This window comes from Paenibacillus sp. FSL H7-0442, assembly GCF_038593105.1.
GTDB lineage: Bacteria > Bacillota > Bacilli > Paenibacillales > Paenibacillaceae > Paenibacillus > Paenibacillus polymyxa_D.
Genome location: NZ_CP151963.1, coordinates 4,959,663 through 4,982,500 on the forward strand (window position 1 = coordinate 4,959,663; position 22,838 = coordinate 4,982,500).

A 22,838-nucleotide genomic window follows, 5' to 3' on the forward strand; every position below is an offset into this window, starting at 1 on the left:
GAAGACGGGCTTTGGTTTAACATTGGGTTCGGAATTGGATTTGGGGGTGGACAAGGGATGTTCCTCCCATCGATGTAAGACTTGCTGTAGGGTTCCGGCCGGCCAGCAGAAAGTCGGCCGTACCTCCGGATTCGGCACCCGAGCTGCCTTTGTCGAAGCCTATGTTTAAGGATATTGATACACTCTATGTACGATTTGTGTATTCCCCCGCCTGGTGTGGATAAGTAAAGATCCGGCTGCGGGGTAGTGAGCTTTTCCTGACGATTAGATGTGACGATGGTGCTGCATGAGGCTCAAAGAATGCTCCGTATGGCATGAACGGGACAGCCCTTGGATTGGCGGTGAATTCCAGCTTTTCAAAAATGCTCACGCGCTTCATCTTCCATCGGAATTGGGATAAGGTTGGCTTCATCCTTTCTGAACCTTCTGACGTCATGGAGCAACATATTCTCGACTGTCATTTTCCACAATTGTCGGTCTCCGCATGCCAGCTTGCTGGGTTGCCAGTGGACTGGTCTCTCGCGGCACAGCTTGGACAGGTATAAAAACCATCCAATTCTATTTTCTATCATAATTGGAAGGTTGACCTAGGTAGAATTATATCAAAATTTCCAATAATGTATAGTAAAACTTTAGTTAAATTGGGTCTTCCCAACATAAAGTGTTAATATTTTGCCTAAAAAGAGCGAATGGAGAAGAAACACTGGGAATGGCTTGCCATCAATCGGGGAATTCGACGCGTGTCGACACTGAGGCGGGGTGCCGGCCAATTTGGGAGATCTTCCCTGTATATATTCTCTGCTGGTGCTCCGAATCCTTGCGCTTGCGTCTATTTTCTAAAATAATCATGGATTGTAGAGTAGGCTGTATTAGATGAGTCATATCCAGTACCCACTTGGTAAACCAAATAATTCATCTTGTTCTCTTGTAACTTTCGCAAATGGTTTTTCACTTTGTTGAATAGCATAATAGAGATTATCTTCGAGACTATTTATATGGTGATTTGACAACTTATCGTTGTTTTTAGCATTATGAAGCCATTCGACATTCCTGAATAAATTGTAGTTTATCTGCCTTTCCGTAATAAGTGCCCACTCTATCTTTTGGTCTTTAAAGAACTCTTTTTCAATCTGTAATTTCTCTACAACTCGTTTTGTCAACTTGTTAAAAGGTTTGATAGAATGTGCAATAAATTTTATACTTTTTTCTTGTTTTACTGTAAGTAACATATCTGTAGTCATAATGATGGGAAGCTTATTCTTGGGGTCAGTTGGATGTTTAACTTTTATGCAATATAGAGGGTTTTATCTAGGGGTAATAAAGGAAATTGTTCGCGAATATCAATCACTTGCTCTGACCACTTCCATTTGGCAATGATGTGCCAATTCAAAGTGTTCAGACAGATAATGGTGAAGTCGACCACTTTTCCAACCAAGAATTCGAGTAACTATCCCTATTGAAGGTACATCATGTACCGTCAACCAAGGTTTATATTCCGAAAAGTGGCCTTGACCTCTTCCTTCTTTGATTTTCCGTTGAATAGATGCTATAGAGTTACTTGATCGAATTTTGCTCATTATTCACCTTCTTTTTAGAACTACTAAATCAGAGTAAAGTTCAGTTATCTTTTTCTACTCCTAAGATATATTTTAGTTTTACTTCAAAATACAAATGTAGAATATAACAACTCACAGCTTTATACAATAGCAAAGTAATATTTTTTAGCTATATTTTACTTCGTAGCCTATTCATAGGCTACTCGTAGGGTACAGTAGGGTATGAATAAGCTATAATATGGGCTATAAGTAAGTATAATTAGTAAGCAGATGGGTCGGGTAAAAGCTATTTGATTTTCTCAATAGAGATGAATTCATGAATACTTTGGAACAGCGCTGTAAAAAATCGAGACTACTCCATAAATGGACACAAAAGGAAATTCCTAATAAGATCGGGGTAACTAAACAGGTTGCTTCTAATTGGGAGCGAAACGTAGCACGGCCTGAAATTAATCATTTAATATCTTTAGCAAAGGTTTTTGACGTTACAACTGATTATCTACTTTGTATTGCTAATCGAATGACGTTCCCTACTGTGTGGGCTCAATTGATACAGGCGTATCTCCAAAGATTAACCACTCTATATGGGAATTGAAGTTTTCTTTAATTGCTATAATTATATCAAGAGAGGGTCTGTATTTATCTTGCTCCAGCTCACTCAACGTTCTTTGAGAAATGCCAATTATATTTGCAAACTTTATTTGATTTAAGTTGTTGTTTTTCTAATAGTTCGAATTCGTTGGCCTATTGTAGACATAATTGCCCTCCTAAGCTAAAAAGATCCCGATATATCATCGGGATCTTTCTTGATGTTTGTAAAATGACTAGTTCCAGACTTTTTTTACTGGTTCAAGACTTTTTTATCACCAGACATTTGTGTACATACAATAAAGTTGTGTACTGAAGTCCAGTATTTTTAATTAATTCATTAAAAAAACTGTACTAATAATATTATTAAAGTACTTATTTTAATTTCATTTTATATTAAAATGTGCGTCCGTTTTTATATTTTCTAATATCTCTTTAGAATACAATTTTTCTAATAGAAGTTCTAAAACTAGATCTTCGTACTTTTTAAGCTCTTTTTCTATCCAGTAAAAGGTAGTACCTAAAATTTCTTTCATGTCATCAAAGGATATATCTTCTCATAAAGGCGTTCCTTAAATTTTGCTTCCCACAACAGCAAATCACTGGATTTTCCCGGTGCTGGTCAGTGTCAATGATGCAGCCAACTGAATGTTTAGTGCAGACAAAAACAGCTCCTGCATCTGCAGGAGCTATTCTCTGAACGGATACAATTATCTTTTGTGCATTCCTTTACGCTGACGATAGGAGCTACTATGTTTTCTCCCCGCTTTGGAATACGTGAATGAAAGATATCCCGTCAATTTCATTTATTTAAAGATACGTTATTTTTTTATTATTACAGAAAGATCCCCTTCAAAAATTTTTTGAGTCGTATGATTAAAAGTAGATAAATTCACAGTTACAATTCCTGTATTCTTTCGGTTATCTTCTAGATTAATGACTTCAACAACTACATGTAACTCATCATCAGGGTATACAGGTTTTATAAATCGGATATTATCCATAGCAGTACCAGCCACTACATCTTCACCGTATGAACCACACTCTACCCATAGTTTAAATGTTAGGGCTAATGTTTGGATTCCTGAAGCAATAATTCCTCCAAACATGCCTTCCTGAGTTTTCTTCTCATCCAAATGCATGTACTGAGGGTCAAATTCAGATGCGAATTCCATAATTTTTTCTTTGGTTACTTTTATAGAATCAGTCTCGAACCGCTGCCCTACAAAGAATTCATTAAACTTCATATTACACCTCTCGAAACCGGATACTTTTACATAATGAATTCCGCAAAATTTAATTGTCAATAAGAAATTTATCTTTAGCTAGTATGTTTTTTGGAGCTTTTTGGCTTGGTCAATTCGAAGCTATGATGCACCATATCGTGAATTTCATCTTCTGGCAGATCACCATCTAATATTACTGTATTCCAATGTTCCTTGTTCATGTGATAACCAGGCTTTACCTCTTCAAACGCTTTTCGCAAAAAATCAGCATGATCAGGGTTGCATTTTAGGTTGACGCAAAGATGCTCATCATGATTGTATATCAAGGCGAAAATTTTTTTGTTCCCTTGATGTCTCATCGCAGTCCATCCGTCTCCAAAAGGGTGATCTTCATATGAACTTGGGTATGATAAGCAATGCTTAATAATTTTTTCTATTGTCATGACGAATTTCCTCGATTTCTATTGGATCATCTATACATTAAAGCAATTAAGTTTCTTTGTGGCTTGCATACCATGCTGAAATTTCTTCCATCCGTTGTTTAAATTTCATTTCAGATCCTTGTATAGTGGGGTGGTAATATACGCGTCCGATGAGAGAATCTGGCATGGTCTGCATCATTGTTAATTTTTCTTGAGTATCATGGGCATATTTATAACCTTTCCCGTAATTCAGTTCTTTCATCAATTTAGTCGGAGCATTTCGTAACTGTAAGGGAACAGGTTCATTTACGGAATGCAGGGCGTCTTTTTTTGCAGCTCTATAGGCCAAATAAGCTGCGTTGGACTTCGGGGCCAAGGTGAGATAAATGACAGCTTGGGTTAGATGTACATCGCACTCTGGCATACCAATAAACTGACAAGCCTGGAAGACAGCTACTGCTATCTCCAAAGCTCGGTTATCTGCTAAACCAATGTCTTCACTTGCAAATCTGACCAATCTTCGAGCAATAAATAATGGATCTTCCCCGGACTCCAACATGCGCGATAACCAGTAAATTGCAGCATTAACATCACTATTTCTCATCGCCTTATGCAAAGCAGATATGATGTTATAATGTTCCTCACCATTTTTGTCATATAATAATGACTTGCGATTTAACATTTGTGCTAAATCATTTTTATTCACTACAATGGCTCCATCTGATTTTTTCCCGTGTAATACAGCCATCTCTAGTGTGTTTAAAGCTACTCTGGCATCTCCATCGCAATATTCAGCAATCGCTGATAAAACACCGTCTTCGATCTCGATTGATTGATTATTAAACCCTTTTGGGTTCGCTAATGCTTTTTGCAATAGCTCTAAAATATCTGCATGATTGAGTGGATGAAGCACAAACACTTTACTACGAGAAAGCAAGGCTGAATTCACTTCAAACGATGGATTTTCGGTTGTTGCTCCAATCAATATAATGCTTCCCTTTTCCACATAAGGCAGAAAGGCATCCTGCTGTGCTTTGTTAAAACGATGAATTTCATCAATAAATAAAAGTGTTTTCTCACCTAATTGCCTGTTTCCTTCAGCTTCTTTCATGACACTACGAATATCTTTGATACCGCTAGTCACAGCGCTAAAATCAATAAATTTAGATTGGGTTTGATTGGCGATTATTTTAGCTAACGTTGTCTTTCCCACTCCTGGTGGCCCCCAAAAAATCATAGATGAAACTTGATCATTCTCAATCATTTCACGTAATACTTTTCCGGGTTCAAGCAAATGTTTTTGACCTACAAATTCTTCTAAATTTTGTGGACGTACCCGATTTGCTAAAGGCCGTCCCTGATCATAATCATCATCAAATAAAGATCCTTGGATCATAAAATCACTTCCTCAAACAACATATTTTAAAAAAGTACACGAGAAAACATTAATATATAACTACAATTAGTGTTTTATTCAATATGAAAGGTAGTAGACACTCGAGTAAGTTAATAATTTCAAAGATGCTGCTGTCGAAATTCTGCAGGCGTACAACCTGTTTCACGTTTGAAAAATTTACTAAAGTGGGTGGCCTCCTTGAAGTTAAGCTTTTCCGCAATGTCACTAATAGAATAGTCCGTATGCATCAGCAGACGTTTTGCTTCAAGATTAATCCGGGCCGAAATGAAAGATTTTGCACTTATTCCAACTGCTGCCATAGTTGCTCGAGTTAGAGTTTTTTCCGTACAGTTTAGACGAGTAGCGTATTCACTGACATGGCTCAACTTAGCGAAGTATTTCTCAACGAGTTTCTGGAAGCTTATAAAACGCAGCGATGTTTGAGAATCTATTGTTTCGTTCATCCGTTTGCATTTATGAAGAATACTGAGCCAAGTCACAAATGCATAGAGTTGGTAACGCAACAACATATGAATATCTTCTTCTGTCCCTTCAATCAACAAGTCTTCGATCATTCGTTCAATAGAAGCGATGCTACGACGCAACTCATTATGATTTAAATTTAGAATGCTTGGTAGCCTTCCAAAATCAAAAGCTAGTTTAAGCTCATTTAATGTTGATGTGTTAGGTATAAGAAACTCCGAACGAAACAAAATAATCCAACCATCCCAATTCTCATCATGTCCGAAATTATGAACTTGACCTGGGGATATGGCAAGAAAGGTTCCTGTGCTACAGGAAATCGGCTCAAAATCGACCCATTGTATACACTCACCTTGAGTAACACATATAAGCATATAGAATTCATATCTATAAGTTACACTCATCCTTTCTTTGGGTGTCCGTTGTTTAAGATCAGAGACTCGAAAAATTTCTAAATCGTATGGATAAGGTAGTACAGGTTGATATTTAAGACGTTCTATATTTATTTTTTGCTTTGATATGCGAACCACTACATAAACCTCCTTTACTCAAAATGTAGAATGTCCGAAAAGTATCATTTATTTTCCCGGTTTTGCCTTTATCATTTGTGTTTAATGACCTAAAATGATCATATCACTTCCAACATCTAAAAAAAAGGAGCAAAAAAAATGAGTGTAAATATCAAAGAAATAGCTGAAACTGTATTGAATATAGAACGCGCTAATAATGAACGGTGGAATCAAGGAGACTGCTTTGGGTACCTGGATAGTTACAGTGATGATATTTCATACTTCGATCCTGTGACTGAAAAACTTATTGTAGGTAATTCAGCGGTGAGAGAACATATTTTGTCACGCTATAAAAATCCTAATATTATTCGGAGTGAATATCTCAATCCAGATCTCGCTGTCAGTGAAGCTGGTGATTTGGCTGTGTTGAGTTATAATTTACACAATTATGTAGCAGGAGAAGATGGACAAGAAAAACTTCAAAAATGTTGGAATACTACTGAAGTTTTTCGTTTAATTAATGGCGAATGGCGTACAGTACATTCCCATTGGTCTTTTGTCCGCCATCCTGGGATTATATCGGGTCTTGATGCGTTCTAAATACACACATCTTTTACTAAAATTAATTAAAACTCCCTTTATCAGTTGAACTGGTGGAGGGAGTTTCTGTTCATTCGGAATTTCATTTATATAAATATTTAAAATGAAGGGGTATCTAACATGCAGATTGTCCATACCAAGCCATGGAGCGTAAGGTTGAGATAACAAGAAAAATATTAACGGAGATGATTGAATCTCCACCAGATTTCCTTCAAATCCAAACAAGAAGTCCTCTGGTGGTTAGAGACCTCGATATACTTTTAGAATTACAACAACATTGTGAGTTATTAGTTTCTATGACTATTGAAACAGACCGAGAAGATGTAAAGCGACTTTTTGCACCTTTAGCTCCAGGAATCAACCTGCGCTTAAAGGCTCTTAGAAATGTCCATGCAGCAGGAATTGCTACACAGGCATCCATTTCTCCTCTTTTGCCCTTCACGCCAGATTTCCCCAAAAGATTACAGGGGATTGTTGATCGAATATATATTGATTCGCTGAACATTGGAGATGGTTTAAAGGGGAAGCGATCCGAGCAATTGGGTATGCCTTTGTTGTTTCAGCGAAATGGGTTTTCTAAATGGTATCAGCCTGATATTCATCTAAAAACGAACAACTATTTTAATAAATATTTTGACGAAAAGACTATATTCTTATCTTCTAGTAGAAAGTATCCTCTAAAGGGGAAATTATGCACAATTGATTAATCTGCAAGGAAATGGGACATTAATATTCTCTATTAGGAGATTCAATTGATGAAAACTCAATATATTTTACATACAAAAAGAGCAACTAAACTGGCTGCTCTTTTTGTATGTAAAAGAATGTCACTGATGGAATGCCCTCCAGATTGGAGTTTCGACGCTTCACGTAGATGCGAATCCCTATTACAGGACGGGAAAAGGAGCTACGATTTATCGGTTCGTGAGCGACCAATTTTCCTCTTTCTACACGAAAGTCATCAATACGAACACTCGGGATGCCGTACACGTCATCGACGGTTTGCTCCACCATGAAACAGACTTGGCCATCGAGGTGCATTATACGGATACAGCCGGTTACACCGATCAAGTCTTTGGTTTAACGCATTTGCTCGGATTTCGCTAACAGGAAAGGATTCAAAAGCTTTTGACTTGTTATGCAATTTATATTCGCTCTGATTGAAACCTAAGCAGTCACCCTCTGAATTTAATAAAAAGCCCGATGATACGTGCTCATCGGGCTTTTTATTAAATACTTACTAAGAAGAAATATTCTTGTTATCTGTCATTAATAATAGTACACAACTTTAATGTCTAGTACATGACTTTATTGTCTGTACACAACATTAATTTAGAATTTTACTAAAGCTTATTCTACGGTAACGCTTTTCGCCAGGTTACGTGGTTTATCAACATCATGACCCAGCGCAAGAGAAGCGTAGTAAGCCAACAGTTGGAGAGATACAACCGAAATTGCAGCAGACAGAATTGGAAGTGTCTTCGGAATGGCAAATACCTGATCCACGGACTTCAACAACTCAACTGCGTGCTCTTCGTACGTAATCGCAAGAACATCTGCACCACGAGCCTTGACTTCCTTAATGTTGCTCACGGTTTTCTCCAACACGGATTCCTGTGTTACCAAAGCGATAACTGGAATTCCCTCTTCGATCAATGCCAGTGTACCGTGCTTCAGCTCACCCGCAGCATATGCCTCGGAATGAATGTAGGAGATTTCCTTGAGCTTCAGGGAGCCTTCCTGTACTACAGCATAGTCCTGACCGCGACCAATAAAGAACAGGTGCTTGTGGCTTGCAATTTGCTCAGCATAGGATTTGATCGCATCTGCTTTACCCAGCATCTCTTCCACTTGCTCTGGCAGAGATTCCATAGCAGCCAGCACATGGGCTACTTGCTCATCCGTTTGTGTGCCACGCACTTGAGCGAGATACAAACCAAACAGATAGAACGCAATCAACTGCGAAGAATAGGCTTTAGTCGAGGCTACGGCAATTTCCGGTCCTGCCAGTGTAACCAACACATCATCTGCATCACGAGCGATGGAGCTACCGACTACGTTTGTAATCGCCAGTACATGAGCGCCGTTTGCTTGTGCTTCACGCAGTGCTGCCAACGTGTCAGCAGTTTCACCGGATTGGCTCACCACGATCACCAATGTCTCTGGTGTTACGATAGGTGAACGATAACGATATTCGGAAGCCACATCATTCTCTACCGGTATACGAGCCAGACTTTCAATAACCGTACGGCCAATCAAACCTGCATTGTAAGCTGTACCACACGCAACAATTTGAATGTTGCGGATATTTTTAATTTGTTCTTCTGTCAGCTTCAGTTCAGGAAGAACAACTTTTTTAGTATCTTTATCGATACGGCCCAACATTGTGTCACGATAAGCCTTAGGCTGCTCGTGAATTTCTTTCAGCATGAAATGCTCATAGCCGCCTTTTTCCGCTGTTACAGCATCCCATTCGACATGAATCATTTCCCGAGAAATAAATTGGCCTTCGATTGTCATTAATTCGACAGCATCACTGGTCAAAACAGCCATTTCGCCATCGTTCAAAATAAATACATTGCGTGTATATTTCAGAATAGCCGGAATGTCGGAACCGATAAAGTTCTCGCCTTCTCCCACACCAATAACCAGCGGGCTAGCTTGACGAACAGCAACCAGCTTATTAGGCTCATGCTCTGTCAGCACACCCAGTGCAAAAGCACCGCGCATAAAGGTAATTGCTTTTTGTACTGCTTTAACGATATCCCCTTTATATTCACGCGCAACCAGATGGGAAATAACTTCGGTGTCCGTTTCGGAAATAAAGGTATGACCTTCGCTGATCAGCTGCTCCTTCAGCTCCAGATAATTCTCAATGATTCCGTTGTGAACTACAGAGAACTTTTGGCTCTCATCCAAATGTGGATGGGAGTTTTCATCAGAAGGCTTACCGTGCGTTGCCCAACGTGTATGTCCGATACCTGCATGGCCTACCAACGGCGTACCATCCAGTTTAGCTTCTAGATTCGCCAGACGACCTTTAGCCTTGGCTACTTGCAATCCTGAATCTGTAAACACGGCAATACCCGCAGAGTCATAACCGCGATACTCCAGCTTCTTCAATCCGTCAATCAATACCTCTTGCGTATTCTGATTACCAATATATCCTACAATGCCACACATATTCGTTATCCTCCCGATCATCATTTCACAAGACGACTCATCACAGGACTAACGTGTGCGGTAGATTGTGGAATAAAGTTCATTCATCTATGAAGTTGTCAATGATAACTATAGAATTTACAGGCATCTCTTCACGAATGTAACGAAATTCCCAAACCGCGCACGCCAATGATGATGGCCGCACATTCATGAAATGAATCTTATAATTTAGGTTATAAAATAATAAAGGCATCTACCGGTGCGTTGTGTAAACAGTTGCCTGTTCATTTTCCGCTGCCGGTTTACGGCTTGATGCTTCACCGGAAGGTCCCCGCCGAATGTTTCGAACACCTTCACCTCGTCAGCTTGTTTTGTCGTGAACCGATCTGCAAGCAACTTTATTTCAACTGAATCCGTTGCTTCTCCACCAAGTTCCCCCGCACAAAATCAAGCTCTGGCGCTTGTATTACGTTACCTTACAACCCTCGCTTTCTCTATCTGAGTCACAGCATCCCTATATTATATTCAGCTAAGTATCATTTGGCAATGACACTTTATTCATAATTACACCATGAAGGCAATAAATCGCTAGTAAATAACCGCAAACGCCGTTGCCTGCTTCTTTTTCACAGGCAACCGACGTTTACAAAATTTTAAACTAATTCTTTCTTCACGACATCTACGATCTGACCGACAAATTGCTCCAGCTCATCTTTATCCGGGCCTTCGGCCATCACACGAATGAGCGATTCTGTGCCTGAAGCACGAACCAGTACACGCCCATTATCGCCCAATTGTTGTTCCACCTGCTCAATTGCTTCTGCAATAGCAGGATTCCCCTCGTAATTGCGTTTGTCCTGCACACGCACATTTACGAGCACTTGCGGATACTGTTTCATGAGCGACTTTAGCTCACTCATTTTCTTGCCGGAAGCTTTCAAGGTATCTACCAGCTGAATCCCAGTCAGCATGCCATCGCCTGTCGTATTGTGATCCAGGAAAATAACATGACCAGACTGCTCACCGCCCAGATTAAATCCACCCCGACGCATTTCTTCCATCACATAACGGTCCCCGACCGCAGTTTTTGCAGTCTTGAGTGCCAGCTTTTCAGTAGCTTTATAAAAACCGATATTACTCATCACTGTCGATACAATAGTGCTGTCCTTGAGTTTTCCAGCGCGGTTCATTGCATCTCCGCAAATGCAGAGAATATAGTCGCCGTCTACCTCTTCCCCGTTCTCATCAATTGCGATCAGACGGTCGGCATCGCCGTCAAAGGCCAGACCAATATCCGCTTTCAAGCGGCGCACTTCCTCTTTCAGCTTTTCAGGATGAGTCGAGCCGCAATGATCATTGATGTTCAAACCGTTAGGCTCGGCACCGATGGTGTGCACCTCAGCTCCCAATTCTGCAAAAAGCTTCGGCGCCAGCTCATAAGCTGCTCCGTTTGCACAATCCAGTACAATTTTTATTCCTTCAAAAGAATGGCTAATTGTTGTTTTCAAGAACTCCAGATAATCGTAACGGGAATGCTCGTCTACAACAACCGTTCCCAATCCGCCGCCAATCGGACGAGGCAGTTGGTCTTCTTTTGCATCCATGAGCTCTTCAATTTTCAATTCCGTTTCGTCTGTCAATTTAAAACCGTCACCGCCAAAAAACTTAATGCCGTTATCTTCAACTGGATTGTGTGATGCTGAGATCATTACACCAGCGTCAGCTTTCAATTGACGTGTGAGATATGCCACCCCAGGCGTCGAAACAATACCTAGGCGAACCACATTAGCTCCAATGGACAGCAAACCGGCTACAAGAGCCGATTCCAGCATCAGACCGGATATCCGTGTATCCATACCAATAACAACTGTCGGTTTCTCTACATTACCTGCTAAAACATATCCGCCGCAGCGGCCAATGCTATATGCCAGTTCGGCTGTAAGTTCCTGATTAGCAACGCCTCGTACACCATCTGTACCAAAATATTTCCCCATGTAAAATGACTCCCTTTTTTTGTCTAATAAATCATGATTATTTACTACAGATAAAACATGTTATGGCTGACTGTTCTCCGGGGTTCCATTCGCAGAAGAATCTGCGCCGTTATGAGGATTTGTTTTATCCTCCGCAGCTGCGTTGTCCCCGGTCTTAACGTCAGAGTTTCCACTTTGATTGCCTTGCCCCTCCTGTGGCCTCTCCTGCCCCTTTTCGCCACTACCAGAGGGGTTTGATTCATTCTCACTATTCGGATTCGTTACAGCAGGCGTAGAAGGGATCTCAATGTTGATCGTTGCCTTTAGTTGGCCAGCATTTCCGGCTTGCGTAATATATTTAGGCAAGCCTACTTTCAGAGTAACCTCGTGTTGACCAGCCGCGAGGCCACTTACATCTGCCACCAAACTAATATCATCATTGGTTAAATTGTTTACCAGATCCTGCGGGCCCTTCACAGTAACATCCATCGTCTTGCCTGCGGGCGCTGTAACAGTCGCAGTCGCTCCATCTCCTGCACCTTGTAAAACGATTGGGATGCCTGACAGCGTCCGTTCCGTATCTGTGACTTCATTGGAAGGAACAACAGTCACCTGAATTTGTATGGACCCTGGCTCGATTTTATCAGAACCTGAGGGGGCTGCCAAATTAGCTTGAACTGTACGAGTCCCCGCTTCCGTAAATTGGCTTAAATCCAATGTAGCCGTGACGTAAGAGCTGAGGCTGCTCAATACATCCTGCGATGCATATACCGCCGCTTCCTTCACGTTTGCATTCACTTTAGAAAGCACCAGTCCGTCTGGCAACTCTCCGGAATAGACAATCTTAACAGGCACAGACTTCGCCTGCTGAGTTACCGGAATTTCAACGGACACAGTAGACGGCTCAATGACCGCTCCCGTAAGTTCCTGTCCCTTTTTATTATAAGCCTTCAGTTTTACACGCTTCTGTTCAAACTTTTCTGAGATGCCATCCGTATTAACAGCCCCCAGAACGGCAGTGACGGTACTCAACTGGCTTTTGGGCAAGGTGACCTTCACGGTCTGAGGAGCAATCACAGGCTTACCAAGCTGCAGTCCCGCATCTGGGTTTCCTTTAGGAACTATAGATACATTAAATGATTTCGTTTGTTTTTCCTCAATCGTCACTGTAACACGGTTAGGAGTCATAGATACCAACTCCACTCCATCCGGCAAGTCCGGTTCGAGTGACAATGTTTTAGTACCTGCTCCTAAGCCGTTTAAGTTTAGCTTTGCTTGATAATTATCCGCAAAAAAGGAAGTCAACACAGAACGCTGTCCTCTGACCTCCATCTTAACATGGTCAGTATCCATGGTTGACAATACATATTTTGAATCATCCAGACCACTGGCCTGAATGGCTACATTATCAATCACTTTATTATTATAAGAAACGGTCAACGTAGATGAAGGTGTACCTGTATCTAGATGGACCATTCCCCACAGCAGGACAGCAACCGCAAGCGCCAATATCTTGGAAATCGTATTATTGTTAATCCATTTGTCCATCATGAATTTCCACGGCCTCCCCTCCGATTCCAGAATGAGCCGCGTTTTTCCTTCAAAGACGGTGTTGGCCGCAACTCCTCATACAGCTTGGAGATTAGGGATTCTTCCTTAATGTCGCGCACGACCTGTCCATTAATGGCCAAAGAAATTTGTCCTGTTTCCTCCGATACCACGACAGTTACGGCATCCGTTACCTCACTCACCCCAATCGCAGCCCGGTGACGGGTTCCCAGCTCCTTGCTAATGAACGGATTTTCCGATAATGGCAAATAACAGGCCGCAGAAGCAATCTGTTTATTTTGAATAATCACCGCACCATCATGCAGAGGTGTATTAGGAATGAAGATGTTAATTAGCAGTTCAGAACTGACTACGGCCTGTGTCTTGATACCAGACTCCGTATATTCGTTTAGCCCTGTCTCGCGCTCAAATACGACCAAAGCTCCTATTTTCCTACGTGATAAATAATTCAGCGCCTTAATCATTTCTCCGATTAACTTGTTAATCTCTTCATCATCCGCAGACGAACGCCCAAATAATTTGCCACGCCCCAATTGCTCCAGTGCACGACGCAACTCAGGCTGAAAAATAATAAAGATAGCCACCACACCAAAGGTGAACATCTGATTCATCAACCACTTGAGCGTATACAAATCAAACCAGGTGCTAACCGCCCAAATGACAACCAGAAACAGAATCCCTTTCAACAATTGAACTGCACGCGTTCCGCGAACAAGTAAAATAAGCTGATACATAATATAGGTTACGATCAAAATGTCGATAATATCTTTAATGGACTCTTTCCAAGTCAGGTCCGCAAAATAATCCAACATGCGCATGCCCCCGCAATTTTCTGTAGTGAGTGGGTGTAATATGTACACAGTGTGCTCTCTCTATCTAGGTTATAACGATCAGGCTCACGTTGCAAGCTGTGTGACAAAAGAACCTCCAAAATCAGTAAAATACAGTACAATTCGCCAGCTTCATATACAAAAAAACGCCTTTTCCAGCGGAAAGAGGCGCTCGATATCGTCCTTGCCATTTCAAGCTTCTTTTATGGAGAAGAAGGTCCCCCGAATAAATCAGTAACCTTGTACCAAATCCAATCCAAGGTTTGATCAATACTTTTAACCTGTCCTGCAATATGGGCGGTGGACGCTTGATAATAAGAACCATCAATTACAGTGACATTACCTTCCACTTCACCGTATACACGGGCTTCACCATTTTGCACTGTTAAATCTCCGGCAATGGATTTCCCCTCAGGCACAATCACAGTATCGCCCTGAATAACAACTTGATCCAGATGACTTCCTTTGACTACCAATTGATGGTCCGTGCCAGAAAAGCTGGCCATGCTTGAGCATATAACAATAAGGAAGAAGGCGGCGGCTGTTACAGCGGGATGCCTTTTCACCCAGGTCAGCATAGGCACCGCAGTCTGTCTTTTATGCGGCGGCAAAGCATTCATAATGCGAAATGTCAGCTCATCCGATACACACGGCACTTGATGATAGCGTGTACCGTAAAGCATCGCATCCGTCCGCTCCAGCTCTTTAAAACGCATGCGGCATTCCGGGCAGTCTAACAAGTGCTGTTCCAACTCATGTTTGTCCTGCTCAGACAGGTCGCCATCTAGATAGTCATGCATAAAAGAGACGGCTTGTTTGCAATCCATATGAGCCAATCCTTTCTAATATTCTTCCGTGTTTCTCAACATAACATGCTCCGGCTTAGAAACTTTGCTCATCTTACATACGTTACAACGAGCATTATGTTTCATAAAAACATCTACGCAGACTCTTTTCCTAGAATCTATGCGCATGATCTATAGCTTGTGCTCCAGTTTTTTGCGCAGAAAATCCCGTCCCCTGTGTACTCTTGTCTTAATAGTGGTGACTGGGAGATTGAGCACATCGCTGATTTCCTGTAAGGAAAGCTCCTGCAAGTACCGTAAAACCATAATCGTTCTGTATTTATCCGGAAGGCTGTCGATGGCGTCATGAATCAAGGCCTGTGTTTCAGACAGAAGCGTGCTCCCCTCAGGGGTAAGCTCTTCACTGGCGAGCATGGCGTACCCATCGACACCTTCCTGATCATTCATTTCAGCATCAAGTGAGTATGTAGGTTTTCTCCTTCGCAGACGATCAATGCACAGATTTGTAGCAATTCGATAAATCCAAGTTGAGAATTTCTGTCCATGATCGTATTTTTCCAAATTACGATACACACGCAAAAAAGTTTCCTGCACCAGATCCTCCGCCTCATGGCGATTACCTAGCATCCGGTAGGAAAGATGAAAAATCCGATCTTTATATAACTCGACTAACTCCGCAAAAGCTCGCTGATCGCCTTTCTGTACCAGCCTTACCAAGCGGCTTTCCATATTATCCACTCTATACTCCCCCAGACTTGCTGATGGGTTACTTATTATATGTTTATGATTATTCATCGTAGTTTAATTTTATCCGGAAATCAACTGTAGTATTGTTACTAACTGCAAGCACGCCTGCCTTCAATATACAAACAGCACAATCGGGTACCCCATGAGTACCCGATTGCCTGTATTCGTACAACCGCACTATATCAGCCCGTATTTCTCAAGCCTGCGGCAATTCCGTTAATCGTCAACAATACCTCACGTAGCATCTCCGTATCATCACCGTTCTGATCCCGCAACTCCCGTAGCTCACTTAGCAATTGAACCTGCAAGTAACTTAACGGATCGACATAAGGATTACGCAAGCGGATAGATTCCTGAATAACCGGCACGTCGTCCAAAATCTCGGATTGTCCGGTTATTTTCAAAATCAACTCAGATGTCAGCTTAAACTCCACTGAAATCTGCCCGAAAATACGCTGCCGGGCCTCTTCATTATCCGACATCCCAGCGTACTCTTCTGCAATCAGTAAATCCGCTTTAGCGATTGCCATTTGCAGTGTATCAATAAGTGACCGGAAGAAAGCAGAGTCCCTAAACATCGTTTGCAGCACTTTAAGGTTATCCTCATTGTTTTGATAGAAGCTTTGCAAACCTGTTCCAGCCGCATACCATGCAGGTAACAAGTAACGGCTTTGTGTCCATGCAAAAACCCATGGAATGGCGCGCAAGTCCTCAAAACGTTCGCTGTTCTTACGCTTGGACGGACGAGATCCAATGTTGAGCTCGCCCACCTCAGGCAACGGTGTAGATTCTTTGAAGAAGTTGAAGAAATCTGGATCTCGGAAAATCAAATCCTGATACTTATCCAGTGATACTTGGGAAATGCGGGCGATAATCTCCTCCCAGCTCTCCTCAAACACTTCCTTCTTCCCGGAACGATGATATGCTACAGCCGTAATCAGCGCCGATGTTGCCTGCTCCAAGCTCCGGTACGCGATACCTCTGAGCGAGTATCGGGATGATAGTACTTCACCTTGCTCCGTAATCTTGATTCCGCCTCCAATCGTATGAGGAGGTTGAGCCAAAATACTGCGATTAAGTGGCATTCCTCCACGACCCAGCGCACCTCCACGACCGTGGAAAAACTTCACTTTTACGCCAAACTCATTAACTACTTCCGTAATGCTGTTCATAGCGACCCGAAGTTCCCAGTTCGCTGTAACCACACCGCCATCTTTATTGCTGTCCGAGTATCCCAGCATAATCTCCTGAAGCTGGTCCATCGCAGCCACAGATTGTCGATATACAGGCAAGTTCATCAATCTTCTCATAATATCAGGTGCAGCGTGCAGATCATCTATCGTTTCGAACAAAGGGACAGATTGCAGCGTACAGATAACAGTGCCATCCTTCTCGATGCGGAACAGGCCTACCTCTTTGGATAAGACCATAACCTCCAGTAAGTCACTAGCTCCCTGAGTCATACTGATCAAGTAGCTTGTAATGGACTGCTTGCCGAATTCCTCCTGAGCCAAATAAATCGTACGATATACATCAAGACATTCCTGTGTGCTATCGCTATATTTTAAATAAGGTGAAGTAATCGGACGAGGTTCATTCAGCAGCTTTTCCAGCAGATTAATTTTTTCTTCTTCTGACAGCTTACTGTAATCCGACACAATATTCATTTTAGAAAGAATTTCAGTCATCGCATTTTCATGTTCCTGACTATGCTGACGGACATCCAGCGTAGCTGTATGGAATCCAAACAACTCTACCTGGCGAATCATCTTTTGAATATACGTGTTTGCCACATAATCGGCAAAATGATGACGCAGACTGTGGTCAATAACATTTAGGTCTGCAATGAGCTCTTCCGCAGAATTGTAACGCTCATTGGTACCCTGTTTGCTTTCATCCAGGATGTTGTTCACTTTAGCAATCATATATGCCAGTTTAATGCGGTAAGGCTCTTTTTCGTTATGCCATACTTCCATCTTTTTAAGTGTAATGTGAGTACGGTCTTCTTCAATAGAAGCCAGCAGAGCATCGGAAACTCGCACAATGCTGGTGCTGAAACTCAAGTAACCCATGAGTTCCTTTAACGTGTGCTGATATTCTCTCAAAGCCAACTTGCGCTGCATACGTAACGTTTCCCAAGTCACATGAGATGTCACAGACGGATTGCCGTCCCGGTCTCCACCGATCCAGGAACCAAATCTCAGATAAGTGGGTATGTGCCATTTTTGTTCGGGATAATATTTGTCTAAACATCGTTCCAATTCTTGATATACATCTGGCAGTACATGAAACAAGGTCTCGTGAAAATAATACATTCCATTTCTTACTTCATCTAATACAGTTGGCTTGCGATCACGCAGCTCATCTGTCTGCCACAGCGTAATTACTTCGTTTAGCAGATTCTCCCGTACCTGTTCCCGCTCACGCAAGGTAAGCATCGGATTATCCAGCAGCATGACGTCCTCAGAAATGCGCTTATGGATATCAAGTATTACTCGTCGTGTCGCTTCTGTAGGATGTGCGGTCATGACCAGCTCCAAAGAGAGCTCATTCAGCAAGTTACTAACGTCCTCAGCGGAGAAGCCCCCTTGTTTAAGCTCCTGAACGGAACTTTCAATGGAACCAGGTTGAACATCTTCACCAGCCGAATGCTCATAATCCCGCTTACGACGAATACGATGGTTTTGCTCAGCGATATTCACCAACTGAAAATAAATCGCAAACGCGCGAATAACCTGGTGACGAATATCCGTATCCAGTCCGCTGACCATTTGTTTGAAATTCTCATACAACTCCGGCTGATACCCGGCACGTAACGATTTACTTGTCTCACGTATTTTCTCCACGATATCCAAAAGTTCGTTGCCACCCTGATGAACCAATACCTCACCAAGAATATTCCCTAGAAAACGAACGTCCCGCCGCAGCAGATTGTTGGATTGGTTTTTGTTAGCGGTTAACGTAAGCTCAGTCATGCTTTTCCCCCCATCTGATCTGTTCCACACCATATACAGTTGTAGAAAAGGTACGTATACACACGAAATTTGACACTTTCTTAACATCATACAATAAAACCGCATGAAAAGCTGCAAAATTTACAGTAAAAAATCATGTTTTTGAAATACTTCTTTTGAGAAAATATTGGATTGTTATGAAAAAAGATGAAATTAATAAAAAGAATTGATATATAGACTAGTGATGCGTGAAACATTATGCACAGTCTCTTATAAAGAGTGTGTTTTTAAAGGTACAAATTCATGCAACATGATGTGTATATGTTTATTATTTGTTGACAAAGTCAACTCCATTAGCCTTCTATCCACAAGGATATACACAAATCAGCCATTTTCTCAGTGTTCCTAAGGTATTTCCTCTTAAACACTTCGCTTTTTACCCACATAAATAAAGGGAAATGTGCACAACCCAAGAGCAACTGTTGAGTTATCACCATGAATTCGTACCATAATAGCTATAGGATTCCTACATTCAAAGGATTTGATCACGAAATTAGCCTTACTGCAGAAGAATGGGGTCGTTAGAGGAGGAGATTCGAGATCTAGGTGTCAAAAGTAACAAGAGCCTATGTACAATATACACAAGTCATCCCCAGCTGTGCATGACAGGAGACATATTTGCATTGGCCTATATACATAGAAGTAAATGTAATGTGGACAAAATAAAAAGAAGCCTTTCGGCTTCTAGGTAATCGGTAAGCGGGTGATGGGAATCGAACCCACGCTATCAGCTTGGAAGGCTGAAGTTCTACCATTGAACTACACCCGCAAATTAGTATCGGGATGACACGATTTGAACATGCGACCCCCTGGTCCCAAACCAGGTGCTCTACCAAGCTGAGCTACATCCCGATATTATACTTTTTTAAATATGGCGCGCCCTGAGAGATTCGAACTCCCGGCCTTTTGATTCGTAGTCAAACGCTCTATCCAGCTGAGCTAAGGGCGCAAATATGGAGCGGACGACGGGAATCGAACCCGCGACCCTCGCCTTGGCAAGGCGATGCTCTACCGCTGAGCCACGTCCGCAAAAACAAGATGCGCGTGGAGGGACTTGAACCCCCACGTCAAAGACGCTAGATCCTAAGTCTAGTGCGTCTGCCAATTCCGCCACACGCGCATGTAATACAATGGTGAGCCATGAAGGACTCGAACCTTCGACACCCTGATTAAAAGTCAGGTGCTCTACCAACTGAGCTAATGGCTCTTAATGGCTGGGGATATAGGATTTGAACCTATGCATGACGGAGTCAAAGTCCGTTGCCTTACCGCTTGGCTAATCCCCAATATGCATATGATTCACAATTCCCCAAGAATTCATCCAGGTAAGAGGATGAAAATGGTGGAGGCTGAGGGGATCGAACCCCCGACCCTCTGCTTGTAAGGCAGATGCTCTCCCAGCTGAGCTAAGCCTCCATACTACCCTATGACCCGTAGGGGATTCGAACCCCTGTTACCTCCGTGAAAGGGAGGTGTCTTAACCCCTTGACCAACGGGCCATCCTATAACAAGCTCTCAACCGGGTTCGAACCGGTGACCTCATCCTTACCATGGATGCACTCTACCTGCTGAGCTATGAGAGCAAATGGCTCCCCGAACAGGACTCGAACCTGTGACAACTCGATTAACAGTCGAGTGCTCTACCAACTGAGCTATCAGGGAATAATAAGCATAAAGCTCTGCTTGGCGACGCCCTACTCTCCCAGGACCCTGCGGTCCAAGTACCATCGGCGCTGGAGGGCTTAACGGTCGTGTTCGGGATGGGTACGTGTGGAACCCCTCCGCTATCGCCACCAAACATGAATTTGCTGTGCAAATTCTATCGTACGGTTATTCGCTTCACGATATATCGTGTGAACGAATAGCCATGCATTTGTTGTATGTCACTTGTACATACGTTCAAGGTTACACCCTGAAAACTGGATCCGAAACTCATTGCGTTTTATCTTAGGATAAGCCCTCGACCGATTAGTATTGGTCAGCTCCATGCATTACTGCACTTCCACCCCCAACCTATCTACCTCGTCGTCTTCAAGGGGTCTTACTAATTGGGAAATCTCATCTTGAGGGGGGCTTCACGCTTAGATGCTTTCAGCGCTTATCCCTTCCGTACATAGCTACCCAGCGGTGCTCCTGGCGGAACAACTGGTACACCAGCGGTACGTCCATCCCGGTCCTCTCGTACTAAGGACAGCTCCTCTCAAATTTCCTACGCCCACGACAGATAGGGACCGAACTGTCTCACGACGTTCTGAACCCAGCTCGCGTACCGCTTTAATGGGCGAACAGCCCAACCCTTGGGACCTACTTCAGCCCCAGGATGCGATGAGCCGACATCGAGGTGCCAAACCTCCCCGTCGATGTGGACTCTTGGGGGAGATAAGCCTGTTATCCCCAGGGTAGCTTTTATCCGTTGAGCGATGGCCCTTCCATGCGGTACCACCGGATCACTAAGCCCGACTTTCGTCCCTGCTCGACTTGTAGGTCTCGCAGTCAAGCTCCCTTCTGCCTTTGCACTCTTCGAATGATTTCCAACCATTCTGAGGGAACCTTGGGGCGCCTCCGTTACTCTTTAGGAGGCGACCGCCCCAGTCAAACTGCCCACCTGACACTGTCCTCGCACCGGATTACGGTACCAAGTTAGAACCTAGATACGATCAGGGTGGTATCCCAAGGATGCCTCCTCTCAAGCTGGCGCTCAAGATTCAACGGCTCCCACCTATCCTGTACAGATCGTACCCAAATTCAATATCAAGCTGCAGTAAAGCTCCATGGGGTCTTTCCGTCTTGTCGCGGGTAACCTGCATCTTCACAGGTATTAAAATTTCACCGGATCTCTCGTTGAGACAGCGCCCAAGTCGTTACGCCATTCGTGCGGGTCAGAATTTACCTGACAAGGAATTTCGCTACCTTAGGACCGTTATAGTTACGGCCGCCGTTTACTGGGGCTTCGGTTCATAGCTTCGCCCCGAAGGGCTTACCACTCCCCTTAACCTTCCAGCACCGGGCAGGCGTCAGCCCGTATACTTCGCCTTGCGGCTTCGCACAGACCTGTGTTTTTGCTAAACAGTCGCTTGGGCCTTTTCACTGCGGCCCCCTCGGGCTATTCACCCTACCGAGGCACCCCTTCTCCCGAAGTTACGGGGTCATTTTGCCGAGTTCCTTAACGAGAGTTCTTCCGCGCGCCTTAGAATTCTCTTCTCGCCTACCTGTGTCGGTTTGCGGTACGGGCACCTTCTCCTGGCTAGAGGCTTTTCTTGGCAGTCTGAGATCATGACCTTCGCTACTACAATTTTCGCTCCCCATCACAGCCCAGCCTTACGATGTGCGGATTTGCCTACACACCAGCCTCACTGCTTAGACGGACATCCATCAGTCCGCGTCACTACCCTACTGCGTCACCCCATTGCTCATAACGGATTACGGTGGTACAGGAATTTCGACCTGTTGTCCTTCGACTACGCCTATCGGCCTCGCCTTAGGTCCCGACTTACCCTGAGCGGACGAACCTTCCTCAGGAACCCTTAGGCTTTCGGCGGATCTGATTCTCACAGATCTTTTCGTTACTCATACCGGCATTCTCACTTGAATGCAGTCCAGCGCTCCTTACGGTACACCTTCAACCCGCATTCAACGCTCCCCTACCCCTGATGCAAGCATCAAGCCATAGCTTCGGTGGTGTGTTTAGCCCCGTTACATTTTCGGCGCAGAGTCACTCGACCAGTGAGCTATTACGCACTCTTTCAATGGTGGCTGCTTCTAAGCCAACATCCTGGTTGTCTGTGCAACTCCACATCCTTTCCCACTTAACACACACTTGGGGACCTTAGCTGATGGTCTGGGCTGTTTCCCTTTCGACAATGGATCTTAGCACTCACTGTCTGACTCCCGGAACTAAATCTATGGCATTCGGAGTTTGACTGAGCTTGGTAACCCTTGCGGGCCCCGCACCCAATC

Annotated in this window: 17 protein-coding genes, 11 tRNA genes, 2 rRNA genes and 1 pseudogene (1 of these 31 only partly in view); 5 read left to right on the forward strand and 26 right to left on the reverse strand. The window is 43.2% G+C overall.

Features of this window, described 5'->3' with window-relative positions; all coding sequences use genetic code 11:
* The first annotated feature begins 314 nt into the window (after positions 1-314).
* Complete coding sequence (locus MHH57_RS21855) at positions 315-545, forward strand: hypothetical protein (protein WP_340956976.1); 231 nt, start codon at positions 315-317, stop codon at positions 543-545.
* Between the two features lie 333 nt (positions 546-878).
* Here MHH57_RS21855 and MHH57_RS21860 read toward each other — a convergent pair whose 3' ends face one another.
* Positions 879-1,229, reverse strand: coding sequence for a TnsA endonuclease N-terminal domain-containing protein (locus MHH57_RS21860; protein ID WP_341040084.1), 351 nt, complete (start codon positions 1,227-1,229; stop codon positions 879-881).
* Positions 1,230-1,872: 643 nt separating this feature from the next.
* On the opposite strand from MHH57_RS21860, the gene MHH57_RS21865 reads away from it, so the two are divergent.
* Positions 1,873-2,151: a helix-turn-helix transcriptional regulator gene (locus MHH57_RS21865; RefSeq protein WP_029516802.1), complete on the forward strand. Its 279-nt coding sequence runs from the start codon at positions 1,873-1,875 to the stop codon at positions 2,149-2,151.
* Positions 2,152-2,530: 379 nt separating this feature from the next.
* On the opposite strand, the gene MHH57_RS21870 is transcribed toward MHH57_RS21865, so the two are convergent.
* The 5 genes from MHH57_RS21870 to MHH57_RS21890 form a co-directional block, all read right to left on the reverse strand.
* Complete coding sequence (locus MHH57_RS21870) at positions 2,531-2,680, reverse strand: hypothetical protein (protein WP_342434515.1); 150 nt, start codon at positions 2,678-2,680, stop codon at positions 2,531-2,533.
* 285 nt (positions 2,681-2,965) lie between these two features.
* Positions 2,966-3,391, reverse strand: coding sequence for a MaoC family dehydratase (locus MHH57_RS21875; protein ID WP_342419423.1), 426 nt, complete (start codon positions 3,389-3,391; stop codon positions 2,966-2,968).
* A gap of 74 nt (positions 3,392-3,465) precedes the next feature.
* On the reverse strand, positions 3,466-3,813 hold the full coding sequence (locus MHH57_RS21880; protein ID WP_341162363.1) for an MmcQ/YjbR family DNA-binding protein: 348 nt from the start codon (positions 3,811-3,813) through the stop codon (positions 3,466-3,468).
* Between the two features lie 46 nt (positions 3,814-3,859).
* Positions 3,860-5,188, reverse strand: a complete 1,329-nt coding sequence (locus MHH57_RS21885) for a replication-associated recombination protein A (protein ID WP_341162364.1) — start codon at positions 5,186-5,188, stop codon at positions 3,860-3,862.
* 119 nt (positions 5,189-5,307) lie between these two features.
* Positions 5,308-6,201: a helix-turn-helix transcriptional regulator gene (locus tag MHH57_RS21890; protein WP_342434516.1), complete on the reverse strand. Its 894-nt coding sequence runs from the start codon at positions 6,199-6,201 to the stop codon at positions 5,308-5,310.
* Positions 6,202-6,339: 138 nt separating this feature from the next.
* Here MHH57_RS21890 and MHH57_RS21895 point away from each other — a divergent pair, with 138 nt between their 5' ends.
* The 3 genes and pseudogenes from MHH57_RS21895 to MHH57_RS21905 form a co-directional block, all read left to right on the forward strand.
* Positions 6,340-6,780, forward strand: a complete 441-nt coding sequence (locus MHH57_RS21895; RefSeq protein ID WP_342434517.1) for a nuclear transport factor 2 family protein — start codon at positions 6,340-6,342, stop codon at positions 6,778-6,780.
* A 143-nt stretch (positions 6,781-6,923) separates the two neighbouring features.
* Entirely contained in the window at positions 6,924-7,487 is a 564-nt protein-coding gene (locus MHH57_RS21900; RefSeq protein WP_342434518.1) for a receptor-mediated endocytosis protein 6, read from the forward strand.
* 136 nt (positions 7,488-7,623) lie between these two features.
* Positions 7,624-7,884 (forward strand): annotated as a pseudogene (locus MHH57_RS21905) (Tn3 family transposase); the annotation flags it as partial.
* Between the two features lie 246 nt (positions 7,885-8,130).
* On the opposite strand, the gene glmS reads toward MHH57_RS21905, so the two are convergent.
* The 20 genes from glmS to MHH57_RS22005 all read right to left on the reverse strand — a co-directional run.
* Positions 8,131-9,963, reverse strand: a complete 1,833-nt coding sequence (gene glmS, locus MHH57_RS21910; RefSeq protein ID WP_029516807.1) for a glutamine--fructose-6-phosphate transaminase (isomerizing) — start codon at positions 9,961-9,963, stop codon at positions 8,131-8,133.
* Between the two features lie 632 nt (positions 9,964-10,595).
* Complete coding sequence (gene glmM / locus MHH57_RS21915) at positions 10,596-11,936, reverse strand: phosphoglucosamine mutase (RefSeq protein WP_029516808.1); 1,341 nt, start codon at positions 11,934-11,936, stop codon at positions 10,596-10,598.
* Positions 11,937-11,996: 60 nt separating this feature from the next.
* Positions 11,997-13,466 (reverse strand): CdaR family protein, encoded by a 1,470-nt coding sequence (locus MHH57_RS21920; protein ID WP_342434519.1) that lies wholly within the window; start codon positions 13,464-13,466, stop codon positions 11,997-11,999.
* Complete coding sequence (cdaA, locus tag MHH57_RS21925) at positions 13,463-14,296, reverse strand: diadenylate cyclase CdaA (protein WP_013312127.1); 834 nt, start codon at positions 14,294-14,296, stop codon at positions 13,463-13,465. Before cdaA ends, MHH57_RS21920 begins: the two co-directional genes overlap by 4 nt.
* A gap of 221 nt (positions 14,297-14,517) precedes the next feature.
* The gene (locus tag MHH57_RS21930; protein WP_069011562.1) at positions 14,518-15,141 is read right to left on the reverse strand and encodes a zf-HC2 domain-containing protein; all 624 of its coding nucleotides are present in this window, start codon (positions 15,139-15,141) and stop codon (positions 14,518-14,520) included.
* A gap of 150 nt (positions 15,142-15,291) precedes the next feature.
* Positions 15,292-15,858, reverse strand: a complete 567-nt coding sequence (gene sigW, locus MHH57_RS21935; RefSeq protein ID WP_016818747.1) for an RNA polymerase sigma factor SigW — start codon at positions 15,856-15,858, stop codon at positions 15,292-15,294.
* Positions 15,859-16,049: 191 nt separating this feature from the next.
* Positions 16,050-18,842 carry a phosphoenolpyruvate carboxylase gene (ppc, locus tag MHH57_RS21940; protein WP_342434520.1) on the reverse strand — a complete coding sequence of 931 codons (2,793 nt, stop codon included), beginning with the start codon at positions 18,840-18,842 and terminating at the stop codon, positions 16,050-16,052.
* 737 nt (positions 18,843-19,579) lie between these two features.
* Positions 19,580-19,650: transfer RNA gene (locus MHH57_RS21945), tRNA-Gly, on the reverse strand.
* A gap of 9 nt (positions 19,651-19,659) precedes the next feature.
* Positions 19,660-19,733 (reverse strand) — tRNA-Pro (locus MHH57_RS21950).
* A gap of 20 nt (positions 19,734-19,753) precedes the next feature.
* Positions 19,754-19,830: transfer RNA gene (locus tag MHH57_RS21955), tRNA-Arg, on the reverse strand.
* A 5-nt stretch (positions 19,831-19,835) separates the two neighbouring features.
* A tRNA-Gly gene (locus MHH57_RS21960) sits at positions 19,836-19,910 on the reverse strand.
* 10 nt (positions 19,911-19,920) lie between these two features.
* Positions 19,921-20,001, reverse strand: a tRNA-Leu gene (locus MHH57_RS21965).
* Between the two features lie 11 nt (positions 20,002-20,012).
* A tRNA-Lys gene (locus tag MHH57_RS21970) sits at positions 20,013-20,088 on the reverse strand.
* A gap of 4 nt (positions 20,089-20,092) precedes the next feature.
* Positions 20,093-20,167: transfer RNA gene (locus MHH57_RS21975), tRNA-Gln, on the reverse strand.
* A gap of 54 nt (positions 20,168-20,221) precedes the next feature.
* Positions 20,222-20,297 (reverse strand) — tRNA-Val (locus MHH57_RS21980).
* A gap of 11 nt (positions 20,298-20,308) precedes the next feature.
* Positions 20,309-20,380: transfer RNA gene (locus MHH57_RS21985), tRNA-Glu, on the reverse strand.
* Between the two features lie 11 nt (positions 20,381-20,391).
* Positions 20,392-20,464: transfer RNA gene (locus MHH57_RS21990), tRNA-Thr, on the reverse strand.
* A gap of 3 nt (positions 20,465-20,467) precedes the next feature.
* A tRNA-Asn gene (locus MHH57_RS21995) sits at positions 20,468-20,543 on the reverse strand.
* Between the two features lie 19 nt (positions 20,544-20,562).
* Positions 20,563-20,679, reverse strand: a 5S ribosomal RNA gene (gene rrf / locus MHH57_RS22000).
* 150 nt (positions 20,680-20,829) lie between these two features.
* Positions 20,830-22,838: ribosomal RNA gene (locus MHH57_RS22005) — 23S ribosomal RNA — on the reverse strand (it continues 938 nt past the right edge of the window).